Here is a 17,269-nt window from a genome sequence, read left to right as displayed (position 1 = left end):
CATTTGCGGCCAGATGACCAAGACGTAAATATAATGGTACAGGCCGCACTGTCAACCGTCAACGTCGTCGACCCGCTATAATTTTATTGAAAAAAATATGATGCAATCCGAACTCCCGGCACCAGTCTATCGTAAAGATTACAAGGAATATGATTACCACCTTGAATCTATTTTTCTCGATTTTGATCTCCATGAAAAGCTAACGAGGGTTACCGCCCGTTCCAGGTATCAAAGAACCGGTGATTCCGCGGCGCCTCTTTTGCTTTTTGGCGAGGAACTGGAGCTTACGAGGATTGTATTAAACGGCAGGGAACTTGAAGAGGGTGAGTTTTCCGTGGATAAAACCAGTCTTGCCATCTCGGATGTTCCGGACGACTTCATTCTGGAAGTTGAAACGATAATTTATCCAGACCAGAACAGTTCTCTTGAAGGACTGTACCGATCCAGCAACAACTACTGTACCCAGTGTGAAGCAGAAGGGTTCAGGAAAATCACCTACCATCCGGACAGACCGGATGTGTTGGCGAAATTCACCACCCGCATAGAAAGTGACCTTGAAAGATGCCCGGTAATGCTTGCAAACGGCAACCTGATAGAAAGCGGACAGCTGGACAACGGCCGTCATTTCGCGGTGTGGGAGGATCCTTTTCCAAAACCCAGCTATCTTTTTGCGCTGGTTGCAGGCCGACTTGTCTGCATAAAGGATACATATGTGACCGGTTCGGGTAGGACCGTCGACCTGGGGATATTTGTCGAAGAGAGAAACCGCGACAAGTGCGGTCATGCAATGACATCTCTTATTAAGGCGATGCGCTGGGACGAGGAAGTGTACGGTCTTGAGTATGACCTTGACAACTTCATGATCGTTGCGGTGGATGATTTTAATATGGGGGCCATGGAAAACAAGGGCCTGAATATTTTCAACTCAAAATATGTCCTGACAAGTCCTGAAAGTGCAACGGACGCTGATTATCTTGGGGTTGAAGGGGTCGTCGGCCACGAATATTTTCATAACTGGACCGGAAACCGGGTTACCTGCCGCGACTGGTTTCAGCTCAGTTTGAAAGAAGGCCTTACCGTGTTTCGTGACCAGGAATTTTCATCGGATATGAACTCGAGGCCGGTTAAGCGAATAGAAGATGTGCGTATTCTGAAAAATGGTCAGTTCCGTGAAGACAGCGGCCCCATGGCTCACCCGGTACGGCCAGACTCGTTTGTGGAAATTAATAATTTTTATACCGCCACCGTCTACAACAAAGGAGCCGAGGTTATTCGCATGATCCATAGCCTGGTCGGACCACAACGGTTTCGCGCCGGCATGGATCTGTACTTCGCGCGACACGACGGAAAGGCGGTGACCTGTGATGATTTCGTCGCCGCAATGAGCGACGCATCCGGAGTCGACCTGGACCAGTTCAAGCTCTGGTATTCCCAGGCTGGAACGCCGGTGCTCGAAGTCGAGACCGAATGGAACTCCGCCTCATCCAAGTATCGGGTGGATATTCGCCAGACATGCCCAAAGACTCCGGGGCAGCCGGTGAAAAAACCTTTTCACATGCCGATAAAAATCGGTCTGATCAACAGGGAAGGGCGGTCGCTGTTATCTTCGGAACATGCCGATGGTTCGATGACTCTGGAATTGCGTGAGTCCAGCCAAAGTTTTGTCTTTGACCATATTGAAGAACAGCCGGTTCTGTCTTTTCTCAGGGATTTTTCCGCTCCTGTTCGCGTAGAAAAATTCCAGAGCAGGAAGGAGCTTGCCTTCCTGGGCAGCTGCGACCCGAATCTTTTCAACAGGTGGGACAGCATCAACCGGCTTGGTTGCGAAGTTATTCTCGAGGTTACGGAGTCGATGATAAAGGGCAACACACCGGTTATCGATGAGCTCTTCTTGCAGTCCCTTGCCCAATCCCTTGAAGCTCCCATAGGAGACAAAGCGCTGTTTGCTCTTTCCCTGCAGCTTCCGGCGGAGACAACTCTTGCTCAGGAAATGGCGCAGGTACACCCTGAACAGCTCCACCTGGCCAAGAGATACGTCATGAAGACGATCGGTGCGAAAAACCGTGAGTGTTTCATGAGATTGTACGAGAAAAACAGTGAACCTCATCAGGATCATGCAATAACTCCCGAGGCGATGGGTAAAAGAAGTCTTAGAAATGTTTGTCTGGCCTATCTTATGAGCCCTGATCCCTTGGAGCGCGATATGCTCAAGCTGTGTGAGGACCACTATTTTCAGGCGCGCAACATGACGGATGCGATTGCGGCGTTTTCCCACCTGGTCGATGTTGGCGGACAGGCGGCTGAAAAGGTGATCGACGATTTTTACCGGAGGTGGTCCAAGGACCCGCTGGTCCTGGACAAATGGTTCTCGTTGCAGGCGATGTCTCGTAGCGAGGGCACCCTTGACCGGGTGAAATCGCTTCTTGGACATGCAGCTTTTTCAATCAAAAATCCCAACAAGGTCAGGGCGCTAATAGCCACCTTTGCCGGATTGAACCATTACCGTTTTCACAGGCCTGACGGCAGCGGATATCGGTTTCTTGGTGATCGTATTCTCGAACTCAACGGCATCAATCCGCAAATTGCCGCAAGGCTGCTGCAGCCGCTGATCGGCTGGCGCCGTTATGAGCCGGTATTAAAGGAAAAAATGAAGGGAGAACTGGAACGGGTAGCCGCCCAAAAAGAGTTGTCCCGTGATGTTTTTGAAATAGTGAGCAAGAGTCTTGCCTCGTATTGAGCATACTATTTTCTTTTATGACAGAAAAGACAGCGGAATTTTGGCGGATGATTTTCCGGCAGCGGTGCCTGGCCATCAGGATCATGACAGGCGCCGCAGTTCTTCTCTGCTTCCTTTTTTGATGCTATGGCGTGAAACTGTTCGTGGTTGGGGTCATGGGGGAGATGTGAGGTGGTCTCCTCCGGCGCATTGAACAGAACAAGGAGCAATCCCGCAAGAAAGAGTACAAAGAGCGTGTTGATCAGCAACAGTGGTTTCCTGTTGCCCTTTTTTTGGTTGTGCATGGTTTTTGTGTGTTGTTGTCTTGCCGGTGAGATAAGTGGTTAACGCGCCATTTCAAAAATGGAGAAATCGGCCAGTTTTTGCCTGAGGGCAAGACAGCAGATTTCCGCCATGACCGTACCCGCAGCCCGGTGAAGTGATGCTACTTTAACGGCTTTGCGGTGACGGCCGTGGTTTTTTATCAGATCGCCGAACTCTGAACTGGTGTGTGTTTGCGAAAGAATTTTTTCGCCAACATACTGGCCAGAAATGATGGCCGGATATATTCCTTCACCGGTCAATCCCGAGGCCAGTCCCGCGGCATCGCCCGCGAGATAGGTATTACCAAAAACAATTCCCCGATAATCGAAGTTTATCTTCTGGGCCTGCGGCTTACATCGGTCGATCGCTATATTTCTTTTTAAACACCAGGAGATAAGATTGGCCTGCAGTTGCTTTGGCGATATGGCCTTGTGGTAACCGTAAGCCCCGATCGAGGTTGTGTTCGTGTGCGGAAAAATCCATCCGTATCCGCTGCCAAACAGGTTGCTGTCAAGATGCCACTCCATATCTTCCATCGCGTCAGGAATCTGGTAATTTATCCCCGTTCCGTAATCGTCTGTCGGTAGCTTGAGGTGTTTTCTGACAACAGAGGTTGAACCGTCGGCGCCGACCAGGCTGGCGAACTCGATCCGCTGCATCCTGGGACATCTTGGGGATGAAAACCAGAGGGCTCCCTCAGATATTTCCCGAACCCGACACCCTGTCAATATCTCGGCTCCTGCAGCTTCGGCCTTTCGTCCCATCAGCCTGCCGAGCCTGGTCCGGTTTACGGTGGCGATAATTGGGGTTTTAGCAATAAGTTTTGCCTGCTGGTATCTGGTCTGGATAATCTGTTCAGGAAAACATCTCTCGGAGATATCTTCAAGTTTGTTCAGCAGTCCATTCCAGGTGATGCCTCCGGCACACACTTTCACGCCAAGCAGGTCGTTTTTTTCAAGCACCAGGGTCCTGGCACCCCCTCGGGCGGTAAGTTCGGCACAAGCAAGACCTGCGGGACCGCCACCGACAATCACAACGTCATATCTCATGGCAAGACACATTTTAGTCTTTACAATCAGACTGGTGAAATATTCAGGTAGGGCAAAGATTAAGGATATAGCGGATACTTATAACCAAAAAGCCCGCTGTCCGCAAATAGTGTGGACAGCAGGCTTTCTGATTTTGAAAATATGCTGGAAAAAGGGCAACTCGACGCGCTTATCCTTCGCTCAGCACGGCCTTGACATACTCCCTGTTGAGCCGTGCTATATTTCTTATGGATATACCCTTCGGACAGACAGCTTCGCATTCTTTGGCGTTGGTACAGTTGCCGAATCCTTCCTTGTCCATCTGGGCAACCATGGCCAGGGCTCTCTGCTTTCTTTCCACCTGTCCCTGCGGCAGGAGTGCGAGCTGGGAAATCTTGGCGCTGGTAAAAAGCATTGCCGCCCCGTTGGGACAACTGGCCACACATGCACCGCAGCCGATACATGCAGCGGCATCCATTGCCAGTTCCGCCTGTTGCGATGAAATCGGCAGACTGTTGCCATCGGGGGTTCCACCGGTATTAACCGATACATAACCTCCGGACTGAATGATTCTGTCCAGCGCCGATCTGTCTACCAGCAGGTCTTTCTTGATCGGATAGGCCCTTGACCGGAAAGGTTCTATAACGAGGACGTCTCCGGTTGAAAAATGTCTCATGTGCAACTGGCACAGTGTGACTTCTTTTTCCGGTCCGTGGGCTACTCCGTTTACTACGGCTCCGCACATGCCGCATATTCCCTCGCGGCAGTCATGGTCGAACGCTACCGGATCCTTGCCTTCCTTGGTCAGGTTTTCGTTGAGCACGTCAAGCATCTCAAGAAAGGACATATCGGTGTTGACACCGTTAAGAGTATATGTTTCCAGGCTTCCCAGTGAGTCACTGTTCGGTTGTCGCCAGATTTTTAACGTCAGGTCAATGCTGCTCATAATATATTTACCTTAGAGTTCAGTTTTGCGGCCACTTAACTGGTAACAAGTCAGGACCCTTACTTGTAGCTTCTCTGCGACGGAGTTACGTTTTCGAAGGTGAGCTCTTCTTTATGCAGCTCAGGCTCGCTATCCTCTCCTTTGTATTCCCAGACCGACACATGGGAATATTTTTCGTCGTCACGCTTCGCTTCGTGTTCCTCTGTTTGGCTCTCTTCCCTGAGATGACAGCCGCACGATTCTTCCCTGGACAGGGCGTCGCGAATCATGATCTCGGCAAATTCAAGAAAGTCGGCTAGTCTTCCGGCTCTTTCAAGGGATTGGTTGATTTCCTTAGTGGAACCGGGGATATATACCGAATCCCAGAATTTCTTCCTGATACCGGGCAACTCATCAAGAGCCTTCTCGAGTCCTTCCCTGTTTCTTGCCATTCCGCAGTTATCCCACATCAGCTTGCCGAGCTCTTTATGAATTTCGTCAACCGTGTATTTTGCTGCCGGGCCGCTGGCGCTGTTTTTGAGAATTTTAGCTATCCTGTCTTCAACCTCTTTCCGGGAGTCAACAAACGCCTGGTCCGCTTCGCTCACATTGTCCAGTGGATTTGAGCCGAGGTAGTGGGCAATCGAGGTTGCGATGACGAAGTAACCGTCGGCAAGACCCTGCATCAGGGCGCTGGCTCCAAGCCTGTTGGCACCGTGGTCCGAGAAGTTGCACTCGCCGATGGCAAAAAGACCGGGTATGGTGGTCATCAGGTCGTAATCGACCCACAGCCCGCCCATGGTATAGTGGACGGCGGGGTAGATCATCATCGGCTCCTTCATCGGGTTGGAGTCGGTAATCTTTTCATACATCTGGAACAGGTTGCCGTACTTCCTGAAAATTGTCTCCTCGCCGTCGCGCTTGATGGCGTCGGCAAAGTCGAGATAGACGGCGAGTTTGGTCGCGCCTACGCCTTTTCCGAGATCACACTGTTCTTTGGCGTTTCTTGAGGCAACGTCCCGCGGGACCAGGTTGCCGAAGCTGGGATACTTGTTTTCCAGGTAATAATCTCTCTCGTCCTCTGGTATCTGGGCTGGCGGCCGGGTATCCCCTTTTTTCTTGGGAACCCAGACCCTGCCGTCGTTGCGCAGGCTCTCGCTCATAAGGGTGAGCTTTGACTGGTAGTTTCCGTGTACCGGAATACAGGTCGGGTGGATCTGTACAAAGGACGGATTGGCGAATCCGGCGCCTTTTTTGTGCGCCCGCCACGCCGCCGTAACGTTGGAAGCCATTGCGTTGGTGGACAGGAAGTAGACGTTGCCGTATCCGCCGGTGGCAAGAATGACAACATCCGCTGCGTGACTTTCAAGCTCCCCGGTAATGATATTTCGGGTGGTGATGCCCCGGGCACGTCCGTTAACGACGACCACGTCCATCATCTCCCGTCTGTTATACATGGTTACACGGCCGGCGTGAATCTGCCTCGACAGGGCGCCGTAGGCGCCAAGCAGCAGCTGCTGACCGGTCTGCCCCCGTGCATAGAAAGTACGGCTCACCTGCGCTCCACCAAACGATCTGTTAGCAAGGGTACCGCCGTATTCACGGGCGAAAGGTACTCCCTGGGCGACGCACTGATCGATGATCTCGGTACTGACCTGGGCGAGACGGTAGACGTTGGCCTCCCTGGCCCGGAAGTCACCGCCCTTGATGGTATCGTAGAAGAGGCGGAAGACAGAGTCTCCGTCGTTCTGGTAGTTTTTCGCGGCGTTGATTCCGCCCTGGGCGGCGATGGAGTGCGCCCGCCTGGGACTGTCCTGGATGCAGAAGGTCTTTACCTGGTATCCCTGTTCGGCAAGGGTTGCGGAGGCGGAAGCTCCGGCAAGACCTGTACCGACAACTATTGCGCTGTATTTCCGTCTGTTTGCCGGGTTGACCAGTTTGTTGGAGAAACGATGATTATCCCATTTTTTTTCCAGGGGGCCTGAAGGTATGCGAGAATTAAGTTCCATATTTCAAAACCTTGGGTAGTTGCTTTTAGAGTGTCTTATCTTTCGGTTATGGGTTTCTTTGGTCCAGCTAATAGAGCGGTCGTTAGTAATTGGCTCCAAGACCTGTCATAAAGTAGAGGGCTACGCCTCCAAAAATCAACAGAAAGAATAGCGGAATAAGTATGGTCAAGCGGGAAATGAAGACGTTGTATCGCGGATGGTTTACGCCGAAGGTTTGCAGCATCGACCAGAAACCGTGGCTCAGATGAATAAACAGCGCAATGAACGCGGCTATGTAGAAAAATGAATAGAAGAAATTTCCAAGGAGTTCCTTTACGGTGACCGAAATCAAAACGTCCTCGGGAGAAAAAGTGAATCCCATGATGTGAACGAGAAGAAAAAGCAGTATGAATAATCCGGTGTAGGGCATTGTCCGCGATGCGAACGAGTTTTCAACAACACGGGTCGTGACCACGTACCTGGATTTGCTTTCCTCGCGATTTTCAAAAAAGAGATAGAGACCCGCCACAATGTGAGCCAGAAAAATGAGCAGCAGGCTAAAGCTGAAAACCAGCACAATGAGCGGGTGGCTGTGCAGCTCATTGGCATAGTCCTGAAACACTTCGCTGCTCATGAAAATGGTCGCATTCCCGGCAGCGTGGGTAAACAGGAAAAGAACCAACAGCAACCCGGTAGTTGCCATGACGATTTTTTTGCCAATGGATGAGGAAATGAATCTGACAAACCACATAAGTGCACCTTCGGTGAAATTTTATGAGTTAATGTTAGTTGTTGGCTGACTGTTAATATAAAAAAACAAAAAAGAAAAGAGAATTTTCCTTTCTACAGGGTGTGGTGACGGTGAGCTGTATCGGGAAAACGTTATATATATACGATATAACAGTGTATTTGCACTGTATCCCTTTTTTTCTAAGAAACTATTTTATTTTCCATGAGTAACAATGTTCTTTTGGTAAAAACATCTTCCCCCATCCGTTAGCGCGGATGGGGGAAGGGGGTGGGTGATCGTGGTTCCAGCGACTGGTTCCACCCCAAAAAAAATGTGTAAGATCATGAAAATAAGAAAAATAATATTTGCTATTTCGAAAAAAAATAGTGATGGACGGAACAGGTTGCAAAAAAATCTGGCGAGAACAATAATTATTTTTTTAAAAAAACTCTGGTCATTGTCATGGCGACCATGTATCACTGTTGCACCAGTGGGCATTGGTAAGACCAGGAATCAATGCCTCCATTGGCAAAACATACCGGTCGTCGCTAAGAATGACACAATCACCATAGGAGTAATTGGTTTAAACCTGATTTTGCAAAAAAAACGTTGCCAGATTGTTTCGATGCGGTTGTCTTGATGTCCGGCAGGGGATGAAAATATAATTAAGCCTTTCCTTGAAATAGAAAAAACAGTAAATAGTTGAGCCATATTTCCAAATATCAGAACGGATGCAAAAAGCGATATTTACAGTCAGTCATAGTTAATTTTACCATTACGTTATATTCATGATTTCTCCAGACCTTCTCTACTGGTCAAAATTTGCAGGACCTCCTGTTGTCGGGGCCTTTATCGGTTATTTGACAAACAGGATAGCTATAAAGATGTTGTTTCGGCCGCTGAGGCCATGGCGGGTAGCCGGGATAAGGGTTCCGATGACCCCCGGAGTTATTCCGTCAAAACGGCTGGAGCTTGCCAGGAATATGGGGGAGGTCGTCGGAGATCACCTGCTTACCAGCGAGGAAGTCGGCAGGGGGTTGCAGCAGAGCGCTTTTCAGGATCACCTCTACAATCTTATCAGCAACCGGGTAGAGCAGGTGCTGCAGAAGGACTTCGGCCCCCTTTCCTCTATTGTGTCTCCTAAGTTCCAGGTTTATGTCAATATCGGTGAAAAGGCGGTTACATATCAGGCAAAAAGTCAACTCAGGGCGTTTTTTGCCTCGAGAGAATTTACCCAGATAATAAACAGTGCCCTTGAAAAGAAGATCGAGTCGTTTCTAGCTCTTGACGTTACGTCTGTACTTTCAGCGGATAAACGGGAGGTCGGTTACGAGTTTCTCCACCAGAGCCTTGTCAGGATGTTCGACAGTGTGGCGATGGAGCAGTGGGTGGAGGATCTGGTGCACCAGAAAGTATATAATGTTCTCAGACAGAAAAAATCTCTAGCCGAGATTCTCCCCTCTTCGGTTCAAGAGCTGTTGATCGATTCGCTTGAAAAACAGATCCCAGGGTTCCTGAAAAAACTGGCGACCCTCGTAAGCGAACCGGCCGTCCGGGACAAGGTTGTGGCAGGGGCTTGCGCCGGTGTCGATTCATTTATCGATTCTCTGGGGTCGATGTCCGACATGGTTCGGAATTTTCTTAAAATGGATACTGTCGAAGAAAAAATCCGGGAATACCTGATAGAGAAGAATAGCGATATTACTGCTTGGCTGCAATCCGAGGAAGTACAGCAGAAGGTGGTTTCGATCCTGAGGGAAAAGGGGGTAGAGTATCTCAATAAACCGATTGTGCAGTGGGTGAAGGCGGAAAATGAGGAAGCCGTTGATGATTTCTGTCACCAGTGCGTAAAACAGATCGTTTTGCTGCTCAAGGAAAAAGAGGTGGCGGAACTGTTTTCATCAATGATCAGGTCCACCATTGAAAATCACCTCCAGTCGGAAGGGGCCGTCATCGGAGAGATGCTTAGTGATCTTCTTGGTCCCGAGGCGTCTGTCGATTCCCAGAAATGGCTGAAAAATGAAATTCGTGAATTGCTGCAGTCGCAGACGACACTGAAAACGGTTGACGCCATGGTGGATTCTCTTTCCGCTTCGCTTATGAACAAAAAAATTGGCCGCCTCGCCTCCATTGTCCCGGCCGGGGTAAAGGAAGGGGTTGCCAAATCGCTGCAGCTTATGGCCTCGGCGATGTTGGCCTCAGAGGTTCCGGGGCTCGTTCAATCGCTCAATATACGCCAGATCGTAACGGAAAAAATCAACTCCCTAGACCTGCTTCGGCTTGAACGCCTGCTGCTCTCCATCATGGAGGAACAGTTCAAGTACATAAACCTGTTCGGGGCGCTGCTGGGCTTTATCATCGGTTGCCTCAATATCGCCTTCATCTATGGAGGGTGAGAGCGGGGCGGAAAAGATCTGCACAAGAAAAATATCTAGTAGCTAAAGTGTCAGATATATAGCGAGATAAGGCGTGCAGTTAAAGTTATCTGTAGGTGTTGCCTTCCCCGAAAAAAACGCAGCTGCAGCTTTTGCCGCATAGCCGCGATGATAATAACAAAACCGTACAGCTATTTGCCCGGTGCGGTAAGGTTTTGTTCAGTTGCCAGCTGACCGCAGGCTGCAGAAATGTCCGCGCCGCGGCTATTTCTTATAAACACTGTATAGTGATGATCGATCAGAATCTTCTGGAACGCCAGGAGCCGACCCCTGTCAGGGCTTTTATAGGGCAGGGATGGGCACTCATTGTAACCGAGCAGGTTTATCTTACAGGGGATGCCGCGCAACATGCGCGCCACCATTTCCGCATCTTCGTCTGAATCGTTTATCCCGGCAAGGAGGGTGTATTCAAACATGATGCGCTTTCTTTTGGGCATCGGAAAGTTTTTACACGTTTCCAGCAGTACTTCAACCGGATAACGGTTGTTGACCGGCATGATCTGACTGCGGACGGAATTTTTTACGGAGTGCAGGGAAATTGCCAGGTTGACAGTGGATCTTTCACCCAGCTCTTTGATTTTCGACGCTATGCCACATGTTGATACGGTTATTTTTCTGGCAGCGAGATCCAGTCCTTTCTGTTCGGTCATTATCGACAAGGACGTCAGTACGTTTTCCAGGTTGTTGAGCGGCTCTCCCATTCCCATAAATACTACGTTGGTTACCCGTTCCGGGCCGATGAGCTGATCTTTCGGGGTCGCCAGGAGGTAGTCACGCACCCCGCACACCTGATTGACAATTTCCGAAGGGTTCAGGTTCCTGATAAATCCCATGGTGCCTGTAAGGCAAAAACTGCAGCCCATTGCACAGCCGACCTGGGAGGAAATACACAGGGTGTTCCTGTCCGGTTCGGGAATAAGAACGGACTCGATGATATGTCCGTCGTCAAGGGTGAAGCCGAATTTTACGCACCCGTCGCTCGCCTTTTCAACGATAGGGTCAAGAAATTCTGAGATGCAGGCATGCTCGCAAAGAACCCTGCGAAAATCTTTTGCCAGATCTGTCATTTCGGAAAATCCGGATATTCCAGGACGATACAACCAACCCATAATCTGTTTTCCCCGAAACGCCGGTTGTCCCAGCGACTCAACAAACTTGACGAGTCCGGCCTGGTCGAAATTTCTGAGATCGGTTTTTGTCCTTTCGCTCATAATGTCCTCCTGAATTCAGGGACGGTTGCAATTTTGCCATACTGCGCTTTTTCGATCTGGTCCAGAAAGAATTGCCTGTCGCGGGGCAGACGCCCTGAAAGGGGGAGGTAGTTAGAGCCGTGATTGGCGTGGAACTGACATTTGATTCCGGAAATATTTTCTATTATCAACCGAAGCTCTCCAAGTATCTTGTCTGGTTGGGGGATGGTAAAAGATCCATCTGCAACTGCCTGTCCCAGCGGAGTGTTTGCCAGAGGTAGATAGGACAGGATAGCCACCTGGTTTGGCGCAATGGTGTTGAGAACCCTTGCGGTTTCTATTGCATGCCGAGCTGATTTTTCAATCCCGGCCAACCCCAGAAGGCAAGTAACTGAGAGAAACAGCCCGGCGTCTTTAACCTTTTTTCCCGCCGCTATCATGCTCTCTGGTGATTCTTTTTTATTAACAAAATCAAGTATCTCGGCGGAGCCACTCTCAAGGCCGAGATAAACCCGGTCAAGGCCAAGGGATTTCAACTCACGAAGCTGTTGAGTAGTTTTGCTGCGAATAGCTAAACCATTGCCGTACAGGGAAACTCTTCTTGCCCAGGGTACCGATCTGCGAATCTTTTTTAAAATCACGGTCAATTTTTCCTGCGAGAGGATGAGGGCATCTCCGTCGGCCAGGAATACTCTTGTCTGATTTCGGCAATATCTGCTTGCAAAGTTCAGGTCGTCATCGATGGTTTTGCTGTCTTTGACCGTAAAAGGCTGATCTTTGTATGCTCCGCAAAACGTGCATTTATTATGGGAACATCCGACCGTCACCTGGAGGATGATCGAGTCCGCCTCGCTGGGCGGCCGGATGATGTTGCCAATATAGTTCATCTGCGGCTTCAGGATTATGCGGGGTTGTTTGTCTCAAATACCCGCATGAATGCGACCAGCTTTTCAATGCCATTTCTGGGAAAAGCATTATAGATGGATGCCCGGCATCCGCCGATGGAACGGTGGCCCTTGAGTCCGTTGAGGCCGATTGCGGCGGCTTCAGCTATGAATTTGACTTCCAGTTCCGGGGTCGGCAGGTTGAAGGATATGTTCATTATCGACCTGGAGGCTGTTTCTGCATGACCACGGTAATAGTCGGACTGATCAATTGCCTCATACAGCATCGCCGCTTTTTCCTTGTTGTGTTTCTCGATCGCTTCCACTCCTCCCTGACGCTTGAGCCATTTCAATACCTCTCCCATGACGTATATTGAAAAGCAGGGCGGGGTGTTGAACATGGAATCCTTGTCGGCGTGGGTTTTATAACGCAGCATGGTCGGAACATTCTCCGGTGTGGTGTCGAGCAAATCTTCCCTTATGATGACAATGGTTACTCCGGCTGGGCCGAGATTTTTCTGAGCTCCGGCAAAGATTATACCGTACCTGCTCACATCGACGGGACGGGACAGGATATCCGAACTCATGTCGCACACCAGCATTTTCGAGGTACTGGGCGCAGTGGGAAACTGCGTCCCGTAAATGGTGTTGTTGGAGACATAATAGAGATACTCGGAATCCTCGGAGACCGTATATTCGCCATCTTCGGGAACCCGGTTGAAACTTGAGTCTTCACTTGAAAAGGCGACATCTATGTCGCCGAAAATACGCGCTTCTTTTATCGCTTTATTGGACCAGGTTCCGGTGTCCAGGTATGTTGCTTTTTTCTTATCACCCAGCAGATTCATAGGGATCATGAAAAATTGCGAAGAAGCTCCACCCTGTAAAAACAGCACCTTGTAATTCTGTGGAATATTCATCAGTTCGCGCAGATTGGCTTCGGCGTCGGCGGCCACGGTCATGAATTCCTTGGAGCGATGGCTCATTTCTATAAGACCGATGCCGGTATCCTGAAAGTCAACGACGTCTTTTCCAGCTTTTTCAAGGACTTCAAGAGGAAGCGTTGCCGGACCGGGACTAAAATTGAATACGCGATCACCCATTGTGTTTCTCCTTGTTGAAGTTGAGATGTTTGTATTTTTTTTTGGTGCAGGTAAGTGTAATGGTAACCCTTGTATACTATTGGTACAGACTCTATCAAGACAAATGACTCTGGCGAATCGCCTCGTAGAGGACGATGCCGGCGGTCATTGCAAGATTAAGGCTACGGATATTGCTGTTGGCCATGGGAACGGTGAAGCATCTGTCCTCGTACAGTTCCAGAATATCGGTGGGTAATCCTTTGGTCTCTTTGCCAAAAACAAGAAAAGCGCCCGGAGGGAAGTCGGCAACCGTGTATTCTCTTTTGCTCTTGGTAGTGAAAAAGAACAGTTCATGTTCCTTCTGGGCCTTTAAAAAACTTTCTAGATTTTGCCAATATCTGATGTCTACATGGGCCCAGTAATCAAGACCTGCACGCTTTAAGTGTTTGTCATCCGTTGAAAAACCAAGGGGGCGTACCAGGTGAAGAACGCTGCTCGTTGCTCCGCACAGGCGGGCTATAGAGCCTGTGTTTGGGGGGATTTCGGGTTCTACCAGAACAATGTTAAAAGGTTGTTGGACAGTCATATGATTACAAATGGATTTCTTTATCTTTTGCTAAATGTCAAGGTATGGTTTTATAATCACTGATCTGCAAGAACACAACGATAAAGAAAACAGTGTTCCCCATGTCGCAGTGAAAAAGCCGGAAAAATTTTGTAAGACACGTCGCCTCTGTAAAGCTATTGCCTCTATGTCGTCTCTTGAAGAAAAGCTCGAAAAAGATTACAGGATCATAGCGGTTATTCTGGTCATGGCACTTGTTTGCTGTTTTGACCTGGCAGGTTATGTGCGAATTGCCGAAAACAACCATAAAACGCAAGAGGGTGAGTCAACTTGCAGAAAACTTGTGGATAGCATGGGGCGCGGTCTTTCCCTGAGTCCCTGCAATGGTCGGCAGATACCCGGTGAATCTCGGGTTGCCGCAGCCAATTCTCCGTTCTTTTTTGCAAAGATTCCGGTCAACCAGGCATCAAGGGAACTATTGATGACCGTAAACGGAGTAGGGCCGATTCTGGCGGATAAGATAATTCGCCACCGTAACTCTATTGGTCCGTTCACCTGCCAGGAATCGCTCACGATGCTAAAAGGCGTCGGTGATAACAAGGCGCAATACCTGGCAACTAAATTTACTTTTACGACACAACAGTGAATCACGACACTATTGAAAAACCTGTTCTTATTCTTGTCGGCCCGACAGCCATCGGTAAAACAAGGCTGTCGCTTGAAATCGCAGAGCGTTTCAACTGTGAGATAATAAGTGTTGATTCGATGCAGGTATACAGGTACATGGATATCGGCACAGCCAAAGCGACTCCTGAAGAAAGAGCCCGTGTTCCCCATCATCTGATCGATATTGTAGACCCGGAAGAGAATTACGATGCGGCAAGATTTGCAGAAGACAGTCTTGCGCTGATCCGGACAATTCACGCCAGAAACAAGGTACCTCTTTTGACCGGAGGTACCGGTCTGTACCTGAAGACTCTGCTTGAAGGAATATTTCCCGACGCCCCGTCTGACTCCGGATTACGGGAAGAATTGCGACAAAAACTTGCAAGCGCTGGAAGCGAGATAATGCATGAGCAGTTGGCTGCATATGACCGTATTATGGCAACTAAAATACATCGTAACGATACGCAGAGGCTGTTGCGCGCCCTGGAAGTGTATCTTTTAACCGGCAGGCCCTGGTCCGCCCATCTTGCAGAACATAAAAAAAATACCGGTCGACCGTCCTTTGCGGACACTTTGCAGATAGGGCTCACCTGTGACCGGCAGCTTCTCTATCAGAGAATAAATAAAAGAACAAAGATTATGGTTGAGAGCGGCTTTGAAGACGAGGTCAGGGGACTGTTACGGATGGGTTACAGTCCCGAGTTGAAGTCGATGCAATCGATCGGTTACCGTCACATGAATAATTATATAAGCAATAAATGGAGCTTTGACGAGATGTGCCGACTGATGGCCCGTGATACCAGAAGATACGCTAAAAGACAATATACCTGGTTTACCAAAATGGACAGGTTGCAGTGGTACCAGGTAGAGGATGAAATACAGATATTGAAAAAAATCTCCGGGTGGCTGGGACATGAGTAGCAAAAACGTCAAGGGCTCAAATCGTGCACCAGCTGAGCTGCCCGATTTCATACGCCGCCTTCTGATTAAAAGAGGCGTCAAGGATCAAAAGGCGATTGAAGGTTTTCTGTTTCCAAAGCTCAAGGATCTACCCCGTCCGGAGAAGATGAAAAATCTTGACGCGGCGGCCAAATTGGCCACCCGGTACGTTATCGAAAAAAAAACAATAGTCATATGGGGCGACTATGATGTCGACGGGACCACCGGGACTGCTCTTTTGGTTAACTTCTTCAGAGAACTGGGAGTTGAAACGATCTGGCACATACCTAACAGACTTGTTGAAGGGTATGGCGTTAACTTGTCGTGGTTCCGTGATAATAATGCACTGGGTGGCAACGCTAACTTTCTTCTGATAACCGTTGACTGCGGAAGTTCGAACTCCCATGAGATTTCAGTGCTGACTGAATCGGGAGCGGATGTGATCGTCACCGATCATCACGAACTGCCCGGTGACGGGGTGCCAGAGACGCTGATTCTTAATCCAATGCAGCAGGATTGCGGGTTTGCAGGAGAGAAGCTGGCGGGCGTCGGGGTAGCTTTTTATCTTGCTGCCAAAATACGATCGGAACTTATAGAAAACAGCAAATATAATCAAGCTGCGGCAGCAATTAATCTTAAAAACTATCTGGCGTTCGTTGCCCTTGGAACAATCGCCGACATGGTTGAACTTACCGCCACTAACAGGATCTTGGTGCGGGCAGGGGTTGAAACGCTTGACGCTACCCCGTTTACCGGCTTGAAGCTTCTTCTGCAGTCAAGCGGGGTCGAAAGAGGGGATTTATCGTCTGAAGATATAGGTTTTCTCATCGGTCCAAAAATAAATGCCGCAGGCAGGCTTGGTGAGAGCAGGGCGGTTGTCGAACTTTTTACCACCGACGACCTGCAAAAAATAAAAACTAATATTTCGCTGATCGAAAGCTTGAACAGCAAAAGGAAGGAGCTCTGCTTAGCCGATACCGACCAGGCGTTCCTGGAACTTGAACAAGAGACTGCATCCGACAGAAAAGCGATAGTCCTGGCTGGCGATTACCATCTTGGAGTTGCAGGAATAGTCGCTTCGAGAATAACCGATAAATACAATCTTCCTGTAATAATTCTGTCCAGGCAGACTGATTCCTCAGGTAATTGTTATTTTAAAGGTTCAGGCAGGTCGGTTGAAGGGATCGATCTTGTGGCAAGCCTTGCGGACTGCTCCTCGCTGTTGATCAAGTTCGGTGGCCACAAGATGGCGGTTGGGTTGACGGTTGATGGACGAAGGGTCGGAGAATTCATTAAAAGATTTGAAAGCGCGGTTGCAAAACAATTTTGCAATTTACAAAGGGCGCAGATTGCGCCTTACGATGTACAATGCAGCGTCAGCGAGGTAATGGACGATGAGTCACTGTATTTTCTTAAATTGCTCGAACCGTTCGGGACCGCGAACCCCCATCCAAAATTTCTTGACAAAACCATGAACATAGTCTGCGCGAAAACCGTCGGCCAAAACGAGGAACATCTTTCCGTCACGATCCGTGGCAAATATACCAACTATAAAGGGATCGGTTTCGGGCTCGGTAAAGATATCGATGAGGTCCAGAGATCGCCAACCAGACCAGCTGTTTTCACCTATACCAAAAATCGGTACCGCAACACCGTGAGCTGGCAGGTGAGGCTCCTTACTCTCTAACCACCAAAACACAGCCTTTGATCTGCCGGGGCAAAGACGGCCGAGATCTCCGTTGCCCCGGGATTCACACCTGCGTGCGACCTGCAGTCATTTTTTTTCCACCAATTTCC

Annotated in this window: 14 protein-coding genes; 5 read left to right on the top strand and 9 right to left on the bottom strand. The window is 49.2% G+C overall.

The window, feature by feature from the left end:
• The first annotated feature begins 97 nt into the window (after nt 1-97).
• Nucleotides 98-2,737 (top strand): aminopeptidase N, encoded by a 2,640-nt coding sequence (pepN, locus tag BLQ17_RS09885; protein WP_245695087.1) that lies wholly within the window; start codon nt 98-100, stop codon nt 2,735-2,737.
• A 5-nt stretch (nt 2,738-2,742) separates the two neighbouring features.
• On the opposite strand, the gene BLQ17_RS09880 is transcribed toward pepN, so the two are convergent.
• The 5 genes from BLQ17_RS09880 to BLQ17_RS09860 form a co-directional block, all read right to left on the bottom strand.
• The gene (locus BLQ17_RS09880) at nt 2,743-3,021 is read right to left on the bottom strand and encodes a hypothetical protein (protein ID WP_092222358.1); all 279 of its coding nucleotides are present in this window, start codon (nt 3,019-3,021) and stop codon (nt 2,743-2,745) included.
• Nucleotides 3,022-3,060: 39 nt separating this feature from the next.
• On the bottom strand, nt 3,061-4,089 hold the full coding sequence (locus BLQ17_RS09875) for an FAD-dependent monooxygenase (protein WP_176761167.1): 1,029 nt from the start codon (nt 4,087-4,089) through the stop codon (nt 3,061-3,063).
• Between the two features lie 169 nt (nt 4,090-4,258).
• Nucleotides 4,259-5,014: a succinate dehydrogenase/fumarate reductase iron-sulfur subunit gene (locus tag BLQ17_RS09870; RefSeq protein WP_092222355.1), complete on the bottom strand. Its 756-nt coding sequence runs from the start codon at nt 5,012-5,014 to the stop codon at nt 4,259-4,261.
• A 59-nt stretch (nt 5,015-5,073) separates the two neighbouring features.
• Nucleotides 5,074-7,002 (bottom strand): fumarate reductase/succinate dehydrogenase flavoprotein subunit, encoded by a 1,929-nt coding sequence (locus tag BLQ17_RS09865; RefSeq protein ID WP_092222353.1) that lies wholly within the window; start codon nt 7,000-7,002, stop codon nt 5,074-5,076.
• An 82-nt stretch (nt 7,003-7,084) separates the two neighbouring features.
• A complete protein-coding gene (locus BLQ17_RS09860) occupies nt 7,085-7,732 on the bottom strand; it encodes a succinate dehydrogenase cytochrome b subunit (protein ID WP_092222350.1) in 648 nt (215 codons plus the stop codon).
• 767 nt (nt 7,733-8,499) lie between these two features.
• On the opposite strand from BLQ17_RS09860, the gene BLQ17_RS09850 reads away from it, so the two are divergent.
• The gene (locus BLQ17_RS09850; RefSeq protein WP_092222347.1) at nt 8,500-10,107 is read left to right on the top strand and encodes a DUF445 family protein; all 1,608 of its coding nucleotides are present in this window, start codon (nt 8,500-8,502) and stop codon (nt 10,105-10,107) included.
• Nucleotides 10,108-10,277: 170 nt separating this feature from the next.
• On the opposite strand, the gene rlmN is transcribed toward BLQ17_RS09850, so the two are convergent.
• The 4 genes from rlmN to BLQ17_RS09830 all read right to left on the bottom strand — a co-directional run bounded on the left by rlmN (nt 10,278) and on the right by BLQ17_RS09830 (nt 13,888).
• On the bottom strand, nt 10,278-11,357 hold the full coding sequence (gene rlmN, locus BLQ17_RS09845; protein WP_092222345.1) for a dual-specificity RNA methyltransferase RlmN: 1,080 nt from the start codon (nt 11,355-11,357) through the stop codon (nt 10,278-10,280).
• Complete coding sequence (locus tag BLQ17_RS09840) at nt 11,354-12,223, bottom strand: radical SAM protein (protein WP_092222343.1); 870 nt, start codon at nt 12,221-12,223, stop codon at nt 11,354-11,356. Before BLQ17_RS09840 ends, rlmN begins: the two co-directional genes overlap by 4 nt.
• A 14-nt stretch (nt 12,224-12,237) precedes the next feature.
• Nucleotides 12,238-13,323, bottom strand: coding sequence for a 3-phosphoserine/phosphohydroxythreonine transaminase (gene serC / locus BLQ17_RS09835; RefSeq protein ID WP_092222341.1), 1,086 nt, complete (start codon nt 13,321-13,323; stop codon nt 12,238-12,240).
• A gap of 94 nt (nt 13,324-13,417) precedes the next feature.
• Nucleotides 13,418-13,888, bottom strand: coding sequence for a tRNA (cytidine(34)-2'-O)-methyltransferase (locus BLQ17_RS09830; RefSeq protein WP_092222339.1), 471 nt, complete (start codon nt 13,886-13,888; stop codon nt 13,418-13,420).
• A gap of 166 nt (nt 13,889-14,054) precedes the next feature.
• Between BLQ17_RS09830 and BLQ17_RS09825 the strand changes: the two genes are divergently transcribed.
• Genes BLQ17_RS09825 through recJ form a run of 3 tightly spaced genes read left to right on the top strand, consistent with a single transcriptional unit; the run spans nt 14,055 to nt 17,159 of the window.
• Nucleotides 14,055-14,513, top strand: coding sequence for a ComEA family DNA-binding protein (locus BLQ17_RS09825; RefSeq protein WP_176761166.1), 459 nt, complete (start codon nt 14,055-14,057; stop codon nt 14,511-14,513).
• Complete coding sequence (gene miaA / locus BLQ17_RS09820; RefSeq protein ID WP_176761165.1) at nt 14,510-15,454, top strand: tRNA (adenosine(37)-N6)-dimethylallyltransferase MiaA; 945 nt, start codon at nt 14,510-14,512, stop codon at nt 15,452-15,454. Before BLQ17_RS09825 ends, miaA begins: the two co-directional genes overlap by 4 nt.
• A complete protein-coding gene (gene recJ / locus BLQ17_RS09815; RefSeq protein ID WP_092222335.1) occupies nt 15,447-17,159 on the top strand; it encodes a single-stranded-DNA-specific exonuclease RecJ in 1,713 nt (570 codons plus the stop codon). The genes miaA and recJ overlap by 8 nt, the downstream gene beginning before the upstream one ends.
• Nucleotides 17,160-17,269: the final 110 nt, after the last annotated feature.

It is taken from the genome of Desulforhopalus singaporensis, from assembly GCF_900104445.1.
GTDB classification, from domain to species: Bacteria; Desulfobacterota; Desulfobulbia; order Desulfobulbales; family Desulfocapsaceae; genus Desulforhopalus_A; species Desulforhopalus_A singaporensis.
This window is presented reverse-complemented; position numbering and strand designations above follow the sequence as displayed.